At 65.2% G+C, this 13,006-nt stretch carries 17 protein-coding genes and 2 tRNA genes; 5 read left to right on the top strand and 14 right to left on the bottom strand.

Features of this window, described 5'->3' with window-relative positions:
• The 4 genes from bfr to AC5P8D_RS12435 all read right to left on the bottom strand — a co-directional run bounded on the left by bfr (window position 1) and on the right by AC5P8D_RS12435 (window position 1,849).
• Window positions 1-471, bottom strand: a complete 471-nt coding sequence (bfr, locus tag AC5P8D_RS12450; protein WP_019336610.1) for a bacterioferritin — start codon at window positions 469-471, stop codon at window positions 1-3.
• A gap of 142 nt (window positions 472-613) precedes the next feature.
• Window positions 614-823: a (2Fe-2S)-binding protein gene (locus AC5P8D_RS12445; protein WP_010482642.1), complete on the bottom strand. Its 210-nt coding sequence runs from the start codon at window positions 821-823 to the stop codon at window positions 614-616.
• A gap of 100 nt (window positions 824-923) precedes the next feature.
• Window positions 924-1,226 (bottom strand): hypothetical protein, encoded by a 303-nt coding sequence (locus AC5P8D_RS12440; protein WP_224328682.1) that lies wholly within the window; start codon window positions 1,224-1,226, stop codon window positions 924-926.
• Window positions 1,226-1,849, bottom strand: a complete 624-nt coding sequence (locus AC5P8D_RS12435; protein ID WP_010482644.1) for an RNA pyrophosphohydrolase — start codon at window positions 1,847-1,849, stop codon at window positions 1,226-1,228. The genes AC5P8D_RS12440 and AC5P8D_RS12435 overlap by 1 nt, the downstream gene beginning before the upstream one ends.
• A gap of 121 nt (window positions 1,850-1,970) precedes the next feature.
• Here AC5P8D_RS12435 and AC5P8D_RS12430 point away from each other — a divergent pair.
• Window positions 1,971-2,047: transfer RNA gene (locus AC5P8D_RS12430), tRNA-Met, on the top strand.
• Window positions 2,048-2,102: 55 nt separating this feature from the next.
• Window positions 2,103-2,177 (top strand) — tRNA-Gln (locus AC5P8D_RS12425).
• 317 nt (window positions 2,178-2,494) lie between these two features.
• Here AC5P8D_RS12425 and rpsI read toward each other — a convergent pair.
• Together rpsI and rplM are read right to left on the bottom strand one after the other, a co-directional pair.
• A complete protein-coding gene (gene rpsI / locus AC5P8D_RS12420; protein ID WP_005411311.1) occupies window positions 2,495-2,887 on the bottom strand; it encodes a 30S ribosomal protein S9 in 393 nt (130 codons plus the stop codon).
• 2 nt (window positions 2,888-2,889) lie between these two features.
• The gene (gene rplM, locus AC5P8D_RS12415) at window positions 2,890-3,318 is read right to left on the bottom strand and encodes a 50S ribosomal protein L13 (RefSeq protein WP_005414692.1); all 429 of its coding nucleotides are present in this window, start codon (window positions 3,316-3,318) and stop codon (window positions 2,890-2,892) included.
• Window positions 3,319-3,515: 197 nt separating this feature from the next.
• On the opposite strand from rplM, the gene coq7 reads away from it, so the two are divergent.
• Window positions 3,516-4,160 carry a 2-polyprenyl-3-methyl-6-methoxy-1,4-benzoquinone monooxygenase gene (gene coq7, locus AC5P8D_RS12410; RefSeq protein WP_010482647.1) on the top strand — a complete coding sequence of 215 codons (645 nt, stop codon included), beginning with the start codon at window positions 3,516-3,518 and terminating at the stop codon, window positions 4,158-4,160.
• A gap of 85 nt (window positions 4,161-4,245) precedes the next feature.
• Here the strand turns inward: coq7 and AC5P8D_RS12405 are convergent, their stop codons facing one another.
• On the bottom strand, window positions 4,246-4,566 hold the full coding sequence (locus tag AC5P8D_RS12405; protein WP_005411314.1) for a DMT family transporter: 321 nt from the start codon (window positions 4,564-4,566) through the stop codon (window positions 4,246-4,248).
• Between the two features lie 167 nt (window positions 4,567-4,733).
• On the bottom strand, window positions 4,734-5,528 hold the full coding sequence (gene speD / locus AC5P8D_RS12400; protein ID WP_006473908.1) for an adenosylmethionine decarboxylase: 795 nt from the start codon (window positions 5,526-5,528) through the stop codon (window positions 4,734-4,736).
• 149 nt (window positions 5,529-5,677) lie between these two features.
• Here speD and crp point away from each other — a divergent pair, with 149 nt between their 5' ends.
• Both crp and AC5P8D_RS12390 read left to right on the top strand, forming a co-directional pair.
• Entirely contained in the window at window positions 5,678-6,367 is a 690-nt protein-coding gene (gene crp / locus AC5P8D_RS12395; protein ID WP_010482649.1) for a cAMP-activated global transcriptional regulator CRP, read from the top strand.
• A 62-nt stretch (window positions 6,368-6,429) separates the two neighbouring features.
• Complete coding sequence (locus tag AC5P8D_RS12390; RefSeq protein ID WP_010482650.1) at window positions 6,430-7,191, top strand: sulfite exporter TauE/SafE family protein; 762 nt, start codon at window positions 6,430-6,432, stop codon at window positions 7,189-7,191.
• A gap of 97 nt (window positions 7,192-7,288) precedes the next feature.
• Here the strand turns inward: AC5P8D_RS12390 and AC5P8D_RS12385 are convergent, their stop codons facing one another.
• From AC5P8D_RS12385 to trpE, 6 genes are all read right to left on the bottom strand, one after another.
• Window positions 7,289-8,005, bottom strand: a complete 717-nt coding sequence (locus tag AC5P8D_RS12385) for a haloacid dehalogenase-like hydrolase (protein WP_010482651.1) — start codon at window positions 8,003-8,005, stop codon at window positions 7,289-7,291.
• Window positions 8,002-8,796: an indole-3-glycerol phosphate synthase TrpC gene (gene trpC / locus AC5P8D_RS12380; protein ID WP_019336605.1), complete on the bottom strand. Its 795-nt coding sequence runs from the start codon at window positions 8,794-8,796 to the stop codon at window positions 8,002-8,004. Before trpC ends, AC5P8D_RS12385 begins: the two co-directional genes overlap by 4 nt.
• Before the next feature lie 74 nt (window positions 8,797-8,870).
• Window positions 8,871-9,902 carry an anthranilate phosphoribosyltransferase gene (gene trpD, locus AC5P8D_RS12375; RefSeq protein ID WP_329765924.1) on the bottom strand — a complete coding sequence of 344 codons (1,032 nt, stop codon included), beginning with the start codon at window positions 9,900-9,902 and terminating at the stop codon, window positions 8,871-8,873.
• Window positions 9,903-9,918: 16 nt separating this feature from the next.
• Window positions 9,919-10,506: an anthranilate synthase component II gene (locus AC5P8D_RS12370; protein WP_313299646.1), complete on the bottom strand. Its 588-nt coding sequence runs from the start codon at window positions 10,504-10,506 to the stop codon at window positions 9,919-9,921.
• A 2-nt stretch (window positions 10,507-10,508) separates the two neighbouring features.
• The gene (locus tag AC5P8D_RS12365; protein WP_010482656.1) at window positions 10,509-11,288 is read right to left on the bottom strand and encodes an SIMPL domain-containing protein; all 780 of its coding nucleotides are present in this window, start codon (window positions 11,286-11,288) and stop codon (window positions 10,509-10,511) included.
• 67 nt (window positions 11,289-11,355) lie between these two features.
• A complete protein-coding gene (trpE, locus tag AC5P8D_RS12360) occupies window positions 11,356-12,831 on the bottom strand; it encodes an anthranilate synthase component I (protein ID WP_100446893.1) in 1,476 nt (491 codons plus the stop codon).
• Between the last annotated feature and the right edge of the window lie 175 nt (window positions 12,832-13,006).

The raw sequence follows: 13,006 nt of genomic DNA, 5'->3' as shown, positions 1-13,006 counted from the left end.
TCAGTCTTCCAGCTTGCTCAGCAGGTACTTCGGCTCGCCGATGCGCTCGATCAGGTCGAGCTGGGTTTCCAGCCAGTCGATGTGCTCTTCTTCCGAGTCGAGGATCTTCACGAACAGCTGGCGGCTGACGTAGTCACCCACCGAATCGGAATAGGCCACGGCCTCGCGCAGGGTGACCACGCCATCGCGTTCCAGCGACAGGTCGCACTGCAGGATCTCGGTCGGGTTCTCGCCGATGCGCAGCTTGCCCAGCGCCTGGAAGTTCGGCAGGCCTTCAAGGAACAGGATGCGGTCGGCGAGCATGTCGGCATGCTTCATCTCGTCGATCGATTCCTTGTACTCATGTTCGGCCAGTTCCTTGATGCCCCAGTTCTTCAGCATCTTGGCGTGCAGGAAGTACTGGTTGATCGCGGTCAGCTCGTTGTAGAGGACCTTGTTGAGGAATTCGATGACCTTGGTGTCGCCCTTCATGGGGATGCTCCTGCACGCTGAAAACGCAGGCACTCTAACGCCTTGCGTGCGGTCGTGAAGGAACGCGAATCGTGCGCATTGGCCTATGCGGCCACGCGTGAAGGATGCGGAAGCGCGGCGTCAACGCGCCGCGAAAGAGAAGTCAGGCGACCTGGGCCAGACCGAGGACCGGCAGCGGCAGATCGTGGGTGGCACGTGCCTTGGACAGCAGGTCGCCTGCCATGTCCAGGCAGGAACCGCAGGTCGCGCCACAACCGGTACGCATGGTCAGCTCGGCCACCGTGCTGACGCCATTGCTGGCGGCTTCGCGGATCTGGTGGTCGGTGACTCCGTTGCAGATGCAGACGTACACAGGCGTGAACCGGGCTGACAGGCCAAGAGTGGCCTGTTGGCTATTTCAATGGAAACGAGAATGGTTGTCAATCAGAGACCTGAACCATTCTCGATACGGTTCAGAGTGCGATCGAATACAACAGGGCCAGCACCGGCGTACTGAAGAACATGGTCAGCCAGTGCAGGCCACCGCCTGCCGCCCTCAGGCGCAGCAGGTAGTCCGCCAGATACAGGGCACCGGCACAGTTCACCAGGATGAGGACCATGCCCAGCCCAAGCGGGATCGTTGCGCTGCCGCCAAGCACCACCACGCCCAACGCCATCCAGGGCAGGCTGGCCAGCCGGACAACCAGGCCCTGCTGGAAATACCCGGCGGGGACGCGTTGTGACGGATCGACCCGCGGCCTGCGCGGCCTCCCCATCAAACCGCCCCCGGCTCACCCTTGGCCTTGCGCGGCCAGTAGCCACCGCGCTTGGGCGTGCGCTTGCGGGGCCTGTCGTGGCCGGCAGCGTGACCCGGCATCCAGGCCTCCGCAGCGCTCTTGGGCATGGCGGTGACGCCCTGCCCGGCCACCCCGCGCGCCAACGGCGCCAGATGTCGCAGAGCGCGCGCATAGACGCCACGCTTGAACATCACCACGTGCTCCACCGGGTACCAGAAGTCCACCCAGCGCCAGTGGTCGAACTCGGGCGAATCGGTATGGTCCAGCTGCACATGCGATTCGTCGCCGGTCAGGCGCAGCAGGAACCAGACCTGCTTCTGGCCGATGCAGACCTGCCGCTCATTGCGGCGGATGGCCCGCGCCGGCAGCTTGTAGCGCAGCCAGCCGGGCGTCGCCCCGAGCACTTCCACGTGCTCAGGCAGCAGGCCGGTCTCTTCCTGCAGTTCACGATACATGGCCTCGACAGGCGTCTCGTCGGTGTTCATGCCACCCTGCGGGAACTGCCAGCCGTCCCGGCGCACACGTCGTGCCCAGAACACCTGGCCGTCCTGCCGCATCAGCACAATGCCGACGTTCGGTCGATAGCCGTCCGGATCGATCACGATGCGGACTCCTAAGAAAATCTACTGGTCGGGACTATCCCATGCCCTCTGTCGACCCACAAGCACGACACAAAAGTGTTGACAGGGTCGATACACATCCGCAGAATAGCGGGCTCACCAAGGCTATGTAGCTCAGCCGGTTAGAGCACAGCACTCATAATGCTGGGGTCGGTGGTTCGAGTCCACCCATAGCCACCACACTGAAAATCAAGTTGTTTTTCAGTGTGAAAAGTGAGAAAATAGTTGCACGTTTTGCCCCGTCGCCAAGCGGTAAGGCACCTGACTCTGACTCAGGCATTCGGTGGTTCGAATCCATCCGGGGCAGCCAAACAAAAAAGAAAAAAGCCTGATCGAAAGATCAGGCTTTTTTCTTTTTTGTTGGGTCACGCATCCCACCTTATCCCCGCGCCTGTCGGCGCACCCCCTTGAACAACAAGGGGTTGCTCTCCAGAGAAATCCGGGATCGGATCCTTTTTCAGAGAAAAGGGCTCCACCCCCTTCTGACATGTGAAGCCACGGGTAGTACCGACCGCTGGCCGGCAACCCGGGAATGCATGACCCCGAAACGACAAAAGCCCGGCCGAAGCCGGGCTTTTGCTTTTCCATCCAGCGGGCTCCCGAAGGAGCCCAACCAGGCGCGGTAGATCAGCGCTTGGAGAACTGGGTGGCGCGGCGGGCCTTGTGCAGACCGACCTTCTTACGCTCGACTTCACGGGCGTCACGGGTCATGAAGCCGGCCTTGCGCAGCTCGGACTTCAGGGTTTCGTCGTACTCGACCAGAGCACGGGCGATGCCCAGACGGATCGCACCGGCCTGGCCGGTGGTGCCGCCGCCAGCGGCGGTGACCAGGATGTCGAAGCTTTCGGTGTTCTTGGTCAGCTCGAGCGGCTGGCGCACGATCATGCGCGCAGTCTCACGACCGAAGAACTCGTCCAGCGGACGGCCGTTGACGGTGATGTTGCCCGAACCCTTGCGCAGGAACACGCGAGCGGTGGAGGACTTGCGGCGGCCAGTGCCGTAGTTTTGAGTGATAGCCATGATTAGATATCCAGAACCTGCGGCTGCTGTGCGGCGTGCGGATGCTCAGTGCCGGCGTAGACCTTGAGCTTGCGGTACATCTGGCGACCCAGCGGGCCCTTCGGCAGCATGCCCTTCACGGCGATCTCGATCACGCGCTCCGGGTGGCGCTCCAGCGCCTGTGCCAGGGATTCGGTCTTCAGGTTGCCGATGTAACCGGTGAAACGGTGATACATCTTGTCCTGCAGCTTCTTGCCGGTGACGGCAATCTTTTCTGCATTGATGACGACCAGGTAGTCGCCGGTATCAACGTGGGGGGTGTAGACCGGCTTGTGCTTGCCGCGCAGACGGCGGGCCAGCTCGGTGGCGAGACGGCCCAGGGTCTTGCCCTCGGCGTCGACGAGGTACCAGTCGCGCTGGACGGTCTCGTTCTTGGCAGTGAAAGTGCTCATGAAGAACTCTAGGTTAGGTCGGGCTCATTGCGGCGAAAGGCTCACCGGAACTCTGCCACGCGTTGTGAAAAGGTGAAGCGTAAGAGGCGGGATTGTACGCAGGTCAGACCCCCGTTGCAAGCCGGCCCCTGACCGGGTTGGCAGGGGGACGGGGCCGGGCGAGAATCGCGGGGTCTTCCGCCCCACCGTGTACCGCCATGACCGTGCTCCGCCAGATCACCCCGCTGGACCACCTGCTGACCGAGGCGCAGCGCGCCCTGGACACGGTGTTCGGCAACCCGCCGGCGGCCCGTCCCTACCCGGCTGCGGACACCGACGAGCCGGGCATGGACAGCACTGAACGCCGCCATGCGGCCGGGCTGATGCGGATCAACCATGTCGGCGAGGTCTGCGCGCAGGGCCTGTACTTCGGCCAGGCCGCCGTGGCCCGCGACCCGGCCACGCGTGAACACCTGCTGGAAGCGGCCCAGGAAGAGACCGACCACCTGGCCTGGTGCGCCACCCGCCTGGGCGAACTGGACAGCCGTCCGAGCCTGTTCAACCCGCTCTGGTATGCCGGCAGCTACACCATCGGCACCCTGGCCGGGCTGCGTGGCGACGGCTGGAACCTGGGCTTCGTGGTCGAAACCGAGCGCCAGGTGGAAGCCCATCTGGACGAGCACCTGGTCGACCTGCCGGCCAGCGACCTGCGCAGCCGCGCGGTCATCCAGGTGATGAAGGAAGACGAGGCCCGCCATGCGGAGCACGCCGAGCAGGCCGGCGCACGCCGCCTGCCGTTCCCGATCCCGGGCGCGATGGCGCTGGCCTCCAGGGTGATGAAGACCATCGCCTACCGCATCTGAAGGGTTGTCCGCACCAACGGCGTGGGCCTACCAAGAGGTGCGGCGGGGCCTGACGGTGGGGCCCGACCGTTGGTCGGGCCATCAATCAGTTCGGCGACACCAGCTTCAGGCCGATCACACCGGCCACGATCAGGCCCACGCAGGCCAGGCGGGCCGGCGATGCGCTGTCGTTGAACAGGTAGATGCCCAGCACCGCCACGCCCATGGCGCCGATACCGGTCCAGATCGCGTAGGCCGTGCCGACCGGGATGCTCTTCATCGCCTGGCTCATCAGGTACAGGCTGATCAGCGCGGACACGACCGTGGCAGCAGTGGGAAGGGGTTTGCTGAAGCCTTCGGAGTACTTCATTCCGAGGGCGAAACCAATCTCGAACAGGCCGGCCAGCAGCAGGTAGATCCAGGGCATGGGTGGGGGCTCCTTACCTTTTTGAGAAAAACGAAACGGCCCGGTGTTTTCACACCGGGCCGTGGGTCGGTACATCACCGTGGAACCACGTCGCTTGCGCGACACCAGTTCCACGGGGCGGGTCGTCCCGCCTGGGCGGCGATGCCTGCCGGCATCGCGCATGGGGCTTACTCGGACAGGTTCCGGCCGTGGAACAGCTCTTCGATCTCGCGCTTGAGCAGCGCTTCGATCTTCATGCGTTCCTTGAACGACAGGTTCTTGGCCTTTTCCTCGAACAGGTACTGGTCCAGGTCGAAGTCCTTCAGGTGCATCTTCGTGTGGAAGATGTTTTCCTGGTAGACGTTGACGTCGAACATCTCGTAACGCGACTTGATGTTCTTGGCCAGGAAGTTCTGGATCGAGTTGATCTTGTGATCGATGTAGTGCTTCTTGCCCTTCACATCGCGGGTGAAGCCACGGACGCGGTAGTCCATGATCACGATGTCCGACTCGAGGCTTTCGATCAGGTAGTTCAACGCCTTCAACGGCGAAATGACGCCGCAGGTGGCCACGTCGATGTCGGCGCGGAAGGTGGCGATACCTTCCTGCGGGTGCGTTTCCGGATAGGTGTGCACGGTGATGTGCGACTTGTCCATGTGCGCGACCACAGCGTCGGAGATCAGCTCCTTGCCGGCCTGCTTCTTGTCGATCACCGGTTCTTCGGAGATCAGGATGGTCACCGAGGCACCCTGCGGGTCGTAGTCCTGGCGGGCCACGTTCAGGATGTTGGCGCCGATGATCTCGGCGACATCGGTCAAGATTTGAGTCAGCCTGTCGGCGTTGTACTCTTCATCGATGTATTCAATGTAACGCTGACGCTCCTCTTCGGTGCGCGCGTAACACACGTCATAGATGTTGAAGCTCAGCGCCTTGGTGAGGTTGTTGAAACCCTGCAGCCTCAGGCGAGGCAACGGCTTGACCACGGCGGTCGATTCCTGTGTAAGAAGGGAAAGGGGGAATTATGGGGCAAACTGTCCCCGGGGGGAACGTGAAGATCGCTCACATCTGGCACACTGTTTGCCCTTAACAATTGCGCTGGTTAAGCTCCGCTATCGACCCCGTGAATCCGTTCATGCGCAGAGGGAGCGCTCCTATCGTGTCAACCGTGCGCCTAGCTAGCAGTCCACTGGCCCTGGATATCGCCACAATCGATCGTTTCCTGGCGCACAGCCACAGGCGGCGATACCCCACCCGTACCGACGTCTTCCGACCCGGTGACCCGGCGGGAACCCTGTATTACGTCATCAGCGGCTCGGTTTCGATCATGGCCGAGGAAGATGACGATCGCGAGCTCGTGCTGGGCTACTTCGGTGCTGGCGAGTTCGTCGGCGAGATGGGCCTGTTCGTTGAATCGGACCGCCGCGAGGTGATCCTGCGGACCCGCACCGCCTGTGAGCTGGCCGAAATCAGCTACGAGCGCCTGCATCAGCTGTTCCTCGGCCCGCTGTCGGCCGATGCCCCGCGCCTGCTGTACGCGCTGGGCCAGCAGATCTCCAAGCGCCTGCTCGACACCAGCCGCAAGGCCAGCCGACTGGCATTCCTGGACGTCACCGACCGGATCGTGCGCACCCTGCACGACCTGGCGCAGGAACCGGAAGCAATGAGCCACCCGCAGGGCAGCCAGCTGCGCGTCTCGCGCCAGGAACTGGCGCGCCTGGTCGGCTGTTCGCGCGAAATGGCCGGCCGCGTGCTGAAGAAGTTGCAGACCGACGGCCTGCTGCATGCCCGCGGCAAGACCGTGGTGCTGTACGGCACCCGTTGACCGTTGAGCACCCGGTGGGTGCGGACCTTGGTCCGCACTCCTTCGCGCGCTAGGCTCGGGGCATGGAGCTGAGCAGCGAATTCTGGTGGTTCATCCTCATCGGCCTCGGCGCGCAGCTGGTCGACGGCGCGCTGGGCATGGCTTTCGGCCTGGTCTCATCGTCGGTGATGCTGAGCATGGGCCTGCCGCCGGCGCAGGTCAGCGCCAGCATCCACACCGCGGAAGTGTTCACCACCGGCGCCTCGGGTGTGTCGCACCTCGCCGCCGGGAATGTCGATAAACGCCTGTTCCTGCGCCTGGCCCTGCCCGGCGCGGTGGGCGGCGCGGTGGGCGCCTACGTGCTCACCCAGATCCCGGGCGAGATCATCCGGCCACTGATCTACCTGTACCTGCTGGTGCTGGCGATCATCATCCTGGCCCGCGCGGCCGGACGCTGGATGCCCAAGGGCGAAATCCGCCGGGTACCGGTGCTGGGCTTCTTCGCGGGCCTGCTCGACGCCAGCGGCGGTGGCGGCTGGGGGCCGATCGCCACGTCCACCCTGCTCGCTCGTGGTGGCCAGGCGCGCACCACCATCGGTACGGTCAATGCGGCGGAGTTCGTGGTCACGCTGACGGTGTCGGCGACCTTCCTGCTGTCGATGGGGGTGCAGCACCTGCAGATCGTCGCCGGCCTGCTGATCGGCGGCATGATGGCCGCGCCGGTGGCGGCGATCCTGGTCAAGCGGGTGAAGGAGCGCTGGGTGCTGGTGGCCGTTGGCGTGCTGGTGCTGGGCATCAGCCTGTTCCAGATCGGCCATGCGGTGTACGGGCACCTGTATCGCTGAGGCATTCCCTGTAGAGCCGGGCCATGCTCGGCTGATCGCGCACGGATACCGCAACGAAGAGCAGCCGAGCATGGCTCGGCTCTACAACAGGCTCGGATCAGGCCTTGTCGCCACCACGGTCCACGCAGCCCCAGTTGAGGATGCGGGTGCCGGCCGGCAGCACGCGGCGGAAGAAGTCCACCCTGCCCGGCTTCGGGTTCACCACCACCGGCGCCTTGGCCGCCAGCAGCAATGGCAGGTCGGCAGTGCTGTCGGAGTAGGCGATATCGATATCGCCGTAGCCGCGCTCGCGCAGCATGCGCATCTTCTCTTCGTTGTGGCAGTGGCGGGTCGGGCCGACGCCGCCCAGCCGTGGGCCAACCTCGGTGCCGATCACCGGTACGTCCTGGTGGGCGACGAAAGCCAGGATCGCCCGTGCCAGCTCTGGCGGCGCGCCGGTGGCAACCACCACGCGGTCGCCCTTGGCGCGGTGCGCGGCGAACACCTCCAGCGCCTGCGGCAGCAGCTTGGCGCGCATCTGCGCCTCATTGCGCAGCACATAGGCGTCGATGACCTTGTTGAAATCGCGCGCACGGTGCAGGCCGAAGCTGCCGATCCACACATAGACCGAAATACCGGCACGACGGGTCGGCAGCAGCGCCACCATCGGCCCGGCAATCGGCGTGACCAGCAGCGCCGCCAGCATCCGCAACGGGTTGCGCTTGATCAGCGAGGCGAACAGGTGGGTGCCCGAATCGCCGTCGTAGAGGGTGTGGTCGAAGTCGAAGACCACCAGCGGCGCATCGTCGCGTGGCGTCGGATAGTGCGTTTTCATGCCGCGAAGAATAGCTGACGCAGGCCCTCGCCCGGCTCTTCCACGCGCATGAAGGCCTCGCCGACCAGGAACGCATGGATGCCGGCATCGCGCATCAGCGCCACGTCCTGCGGGCCGAGGATGCCGCTCTCGGTCACCAGCAGGCGGTCACGCGGCACCGCCTTCTGCATGTCCAGCGTGGTCTGCAGCGACACCTCGAAGGTGCGCAGGTTGCGGTTGTTGATGCCGATCATCGGTGCCGGCACCTGCAGCGCACGCTCCAGTTCGTCGATGTCATGCACTTCCACCAGCACGTCCATGCCCAGCGACAGTGCCAGTTCGGACAGGGTGGCCAGCTGGGTGTCGTCCAGCGCGGCGACGATCAGCAGGATGCAGTCGGCGCCCAGCACGCGCGCCTCGTACACCTGGTAGGCGTCAATCACGAAGTCCTTGCGCAGCACCGGCAGCGTGCAGGCCTCGCGGGCCTGCTGCAGGTAGGCGTCGGCACCCTGGAAGAAATCCACGTCGGTCAGCACCGACAGGCAACTGGCGCCACCGAACTCGTAGCTGACGGCGATATCGGCCGGGCGGAAATCCGGGCGGATCACGCCCTTGGACGGGCTGGCCTTCTTCACCTCGGCGATGACCGCGGGGTCGCCATTGGCCACGGCCGCCTGCAGGGCGCGCACGAAGCCACGTACCGGCGGGGCGCTGGCCACGGCGGCCTGAAGCGCCTCGAGCGGGCGCTGGGCGCGGCGCTGGGCCACTTCTTCGGCCTTGCGGGCCAGGATCGTCTGCAGGATGTCGCTCATCGTCGTCGGTTCGGTGCGGGGGCGGTGAGGACGGCCATTATCGGCCATCAAAAGGGTCAGGCTGAACCGCGCGCTCAGGCAACCAGCGCGCGGGTAGTCTCCACATACTGCTGCAGGCGCTGGCGGGCGCTGCCGTTGGCGATGGCTGCACGGGCACGGGCCAGGCCATCGCCGATATCGCTGGCCACGCCGGCCACGTACAGCGCGGCGCCGGCATTCAGCGCCACGATGTCCAGTGCCGGGCCCTGCTGGTTGTCCAGCACGGCGCGCAGCATGGCAATGGACTGCTCCGGGCCATCCACGCGCAGGTTGCGACTGGCCGACATGGCGATGCCGAAGTCCTCCGGGTGGATCTCGTACTCGCGCACCTTGCCGTCGCGCAGCTCGCCCACCAGGGTGCCGGCGCCCAGCGAGATCTCGTCCATGTTGTCGCGGCCCCACACTACCATCGCGCGCTCGGCGCCCAGCTCGCGCAGCACGCGCGCCTGGATGCCCACCAGATCGGGATGGAACACGCCCATCAGCACCGACGGCGCGCTGGCCGGGTTGGTCAGCGGGCCGAGGATGTTGAAGATGGTGCGCACGCCCATCTCGCGGCGGACCGGCGCGACCACCTTCATCGACGGATGGTGGATCGGCGCGAACATGAAGCCGATGCCGGTCTGCTCGATGGCCGCGGCCACCTGGGCCGGCTGCAGCTCGATGGCCGCACCCAGTGCTTCGACCGCATCGGCGCTGCCGGACTTGGACGACACGCTGCGGTTGCCATGCTTGGCCACGCGCGCACCGGCTGCGGCCGCCACGAACATCGCGCAGGTGGAGATGTTGAAGGTATGCGAGCCATCGCCACCGGTACCGACGATGTCGACCAGGTGGGTGGTATCGGCCACCGGCACCGCCAGCGCGAATTCGCGCATGACCGTGGCCGCGGCCGCGATCTCGTCGATGGTTTCCTTCTTCACCCGCAGGCCGGTGAGGATGGCGGCGGTCATCATCGGCGAGACATCACCGCGCATGATCTGCCGCATCAGGTCGACCATTTCGTCGAAGAAGATTTCGCGGTGCTCGATGGTGCGTTGCAGGGCTTCCTGGGGGGAGAAGCTCATGGGAATGCTCCTTGGATCAGGCCACCGGGCGCTGCAGGAAATTGCGCAGCAGGGCGTGGCCATGTTCGGTGAGGATGGATTCGGGGTGGAACTGCACGCCTTCCACCGGGAACTGGCGGTGGCGCAGGCCCATGATCTCTTCGATCGAGCCGTCGTCGTTCTCGGTCCAGGCGGTCACTTCCAGCACATCGGGCAGGCTGTGCTTGTCCACCACCAGCGAGTGGTAGCGGGTGGCCTGGTAACGATCCGGCAGACCGGCGAACACGCCCTTGCCTTCATGGCGGATGGGCGAGGTCTTGCCGTGCATGATGTTGCCCGCGCGGATGACCGTGCCACCGTAGACCTGGCCGATGCCCTGGTGGCCCAGGCACACGCCGAGGATCGGCGTGGTCGGGCCCAGGCGCTGGATCAATTCCAGCGACACGCCCGCTTCGTTGGGCGTGCACGGGCCAGGCGAGATAACGATGCGCTCGGGCTTCTGCGCGGCGATCTCGTCCACGCTCATCGCATCGTTGCGCACCACCTTCACTTCGGCGCCCAGCGTCTGCAGGTACTGCACGAGGTTGTAGGTGAAGCTGTCGTAGTTGTCGATCATCCACAACATGGTCAGGTTCCGTCGCTTATCAGGAAAATGGCGTATACGTTTTCGGTGTAGGTGATGGGGCCGGCTTCAATGGACTCCGGTGCACCGGGCGCAGGTGCCGAGGCCGGTGCATAGCTGCCGGTCACCGAGATCCTGTCCAGATACTCACCATCCTCGCCCGGCTGCGGCCATTGCCCGGCCTGGATGCCGTAGGCGAAGTCCGGCGCCACGTCGGAGATGCTGTACAGGCCACGCACTTTCGTTCCATAGGCCTTGGCCAGGCCCTGCGCGGACTCGCGGGTCTTGGCCGCTGCTTCGCCCTTGAGTTCGCGTCGCAGCGCCACTTCGCCCGAGTAGGTCGGGGCCACGCTGCTGACCTGCACGTTCTCGTTGGCCTTCAGCGCACCCAGCACGTCCTGCATCGCCTTCACGCTGGCGAAGCTGGCACGCAGCTGGCGCGACACGCGGGTGCCGATGAAGACCTGCCGGTTCTGCTCATAGCGCGTCGCCGGACCGATACGCAGGTTGTCCGCGCGCACGCTGCCCTCCACCGCCTTGTGCTGCTTGAACAGCGCCAGCACGCGCGCGACGTTGTCCTGCACGCGGTGGCGCGCGGCGTCGGCATCCATGTCGGTCTCTTCGATGTTCAACTGCAGGCCGAACCGGTCCGGCATCACCACGCGGCGCGCCTCGCCCTTCACCAGCAGGTGCGGCTGCGAAGGAATGGTATTGGCCTGCGCCCACGCAGACGGGGCCATCGTGGCCAGCAATGACGACCACAGCAATGCGCTCAGCAGCTTCATGCGGTACTCCTTGTCTTGAATGGGAACAGCAGGAGGTGCCGCGGCGCAGGCCACGGCACGGAAAGGCTCACAGGCCCTTGGCGGCCTGGGCGACGGCGCGGAACAGCGCGCGGCCCTTGTTCATCGTCTCGTCCCATTCCTTGTCCGGGTCCGAGTCGTAGACGATGCCGGCGCCGGCCTGCACGTACAGGCGGCCATCCTTGATCACCGCGGTGCGGATCGCGATCGCGGTATCGGCATCGCCGTGCCAGCCGATGTAGCCGATGCTGCCGGCATAGACATTGCGCTTGATCGGTTCCAGCTCGCGGATCACCTCCAGCGCGCGGATCTTCGGCGCGCCGCTGACCGTGCCGGCCGGGAAGGTGGCGCGCAGCACATCGGCATAGCTCAGCCCCGGCTGCAGCTGCCCGGTCACTTCGCTGACGATGTGCATGACGTGGCTGTAGCGTTCGATCACGAACTGCTCGCCCACTTCCACGGTGCCGGCCTTGGACACGCGACCGGCATCGTTGCGGCCGAGGTCGATCAGCATCAGGTGCTCGGCGCGTTCCTTCGGATCGGCCAGCAGTTCGGCTTCCAGCGCCAGATCCTGCTCGACGGTGGCACCGCGCGGACGGGTACCGGCGATCGGGCGCACGGTGACTTCGCCATCCTGCAGACGCACCAGGATTTCCGGCGACGAGCCGACCACCTGCAGGTCGCCGACATCCAGGAAGTACATGTACGGCGACGGGTTCAGTGCACGCAGCGCGCGGTACACATCCACCGGGCGCGCCTTGAACGGCACGCTCAGGCGCTGGCTGAGCACCACCTGGAAGATGTCACCGGCGCGGATGTATTCCTTGCTGCGCTGGACCGCATCGACGAAGCCTTCGCGGGTAAAACCGGAGACGAAATCGGACTCGTCCAGCACATCACTGTTGAGCGGGGCGGGATAACCGGCGCCCGGTGCGCGCAGCTTGGCGGTCAGGGCATCCAGGCGGGCCTGGGCCTGCTCGAAGGCGCCCTCGACCCGGGGGTCGGCATGCACGATCAGGTACAGCCGGCCCTTGAGATTGTCGAACACCGCCAGCTCATTGGAATCCAGCAGCAGGATGTCCGGGGTGCCCAGTTCATCACGGCCGGCCGGCGGCGCCAGGCGCGGTTCGATGTAGCCGATGCATTCGAAACCGAACCAGCCGACCAGGCCACCGGTGAAGCCCGGCAGGCCGTCCAGCTTGGGCACCGAGTGAGCACTGCGCAGCGCCTCGACCTCGGCGAACGGGTCGGCCACCTTGCGGGTTTCCACCATCTGGCCGTCTTCGCGCACGGTCAGCGTATGGCCGTGGAAGGCGTACACGCGGCGCGCCGGCAGGCCGATGATCGAGTAACGACCAAAGCGCTCGCCGCCTTCGACGGATTCAAACAGGTAGGTATTGGGGCCGTCGGCGAGCTTCAGATAGACCGAAAGCGGCGTGTCCAGGTCGGACAGCACTTCACGGACGACGGGAATATGGGTGTGGCCTTCAGCGGCCTGCTGCTGAAACTGAGCGTGCGAGTTCAAGACGACTTTCCTTCCGGGACACAGCGTTATGGGGGCGGACGACGGCAACGGGCCACCATCGCCACCAACGGCGTGCGGAAGAAAGGGTATGCGGGGTCGTCAGGCTGGACACCCCTTGACTGTATCGCAGCCGGGGCGGGAGGGGAACCCCGCCGCCGCGGCGCGGTTCATTCGG

It is taken from the genome of Stenotrophomonas sp. YJH_SMC_101-4 (assembly GCF_059370395.1).
Note: the sequence above shows the minus strand (reverse complement) of the source record. Positions and strands in the feature narration are given on the sequence as shown.

Coding starts and splice junctions, on each gene's coding strand:
- AC5P8D_RS12390 (WP_010482650.1), top strand. CDS start 6,430: ATGGAGCTGAGCAGCGAATTCTGGTGGTTCATCCTCATCGGCCTCGGC.
- AC5P8D_RS12440 (WP_224328682.1), bottom strand. CDS start 1,226: ATGGGGAGGCCGCGCAGGCCGCGGGTCGATCCGTCACAACGCGTCCCC.
- AC5P8D_RS12370 (WP_313299646.1), bottom strand. CDS start 10,506: ATGTTGTGGATGATCGACAACTACGACAGCTTCACCTACAACCTCGTG.
- crp (WP_010482649.1), top strand. CDS start 5,678: ATGCGCAGAGGGAGCGCTCCTATCGTGTCAACCGTGCGCCTAGCTAGC.
- rplM (WP_005414692.1), bottom strand. CDS start 3,318: ATGAGCACTTTCACTGCCAAGAACGAGACCGTCCAGCGCGACTGGTAC.
- trpD (WP_329765924.1), bottom strand. CDS start 9,902: ATGAGCTTCTCCCCCCAGGAAGCCCTGCAACGCACCATCGAGCACCGC.
- AC5P8D_RS12405 (WP_005411314.1), bottom strand. CDS start 4,566: ATGCCCTGGATCTACCTGCTGCTGGCCGGCCTGTTCGAGATTGGTTTC.
- trpC (WP_019336605.1), bottom strand. CDS start 8,796: ATGAGCGACATCCTGCAGACGATCCTGGCCCGCAAGGCCGAAGAAGTG.
- coq7 (WP_010482647.1), top strand. CDS start 3,516: ATGACCGTGCTCCGCCAGATCACCCCGCTGGACCACCTGCTGACCGAG.
- rpsI (WP_005411311.1), bottom strand. CDS start 2,887: ATGGCTATCACTCAAAACTACGGCACTGGCCGCCGCAAGTCCTCCACC.
- AC5P8D_RS12385 (WP_010482651.1), bottom strand. CDS start 8,005: ATGAAAACGCACTATCCGACGCCACGCGACGATGCGCCGCTGGTGGTC.
- bfr (WP_019336610.1), bottom strand. CDS start 471: ATGAAGGGCGACACCAAGGTCATCGAATTCCTCAACAAGGTCCTCTAC.
- AC5P8D_RS12365 (WP_010482656.1), bottom strand. CDS start 11,288: ATGAAGCTGCTGAGCGCATTGCTGTGGTCGTCATTGCTGGCCACGATG.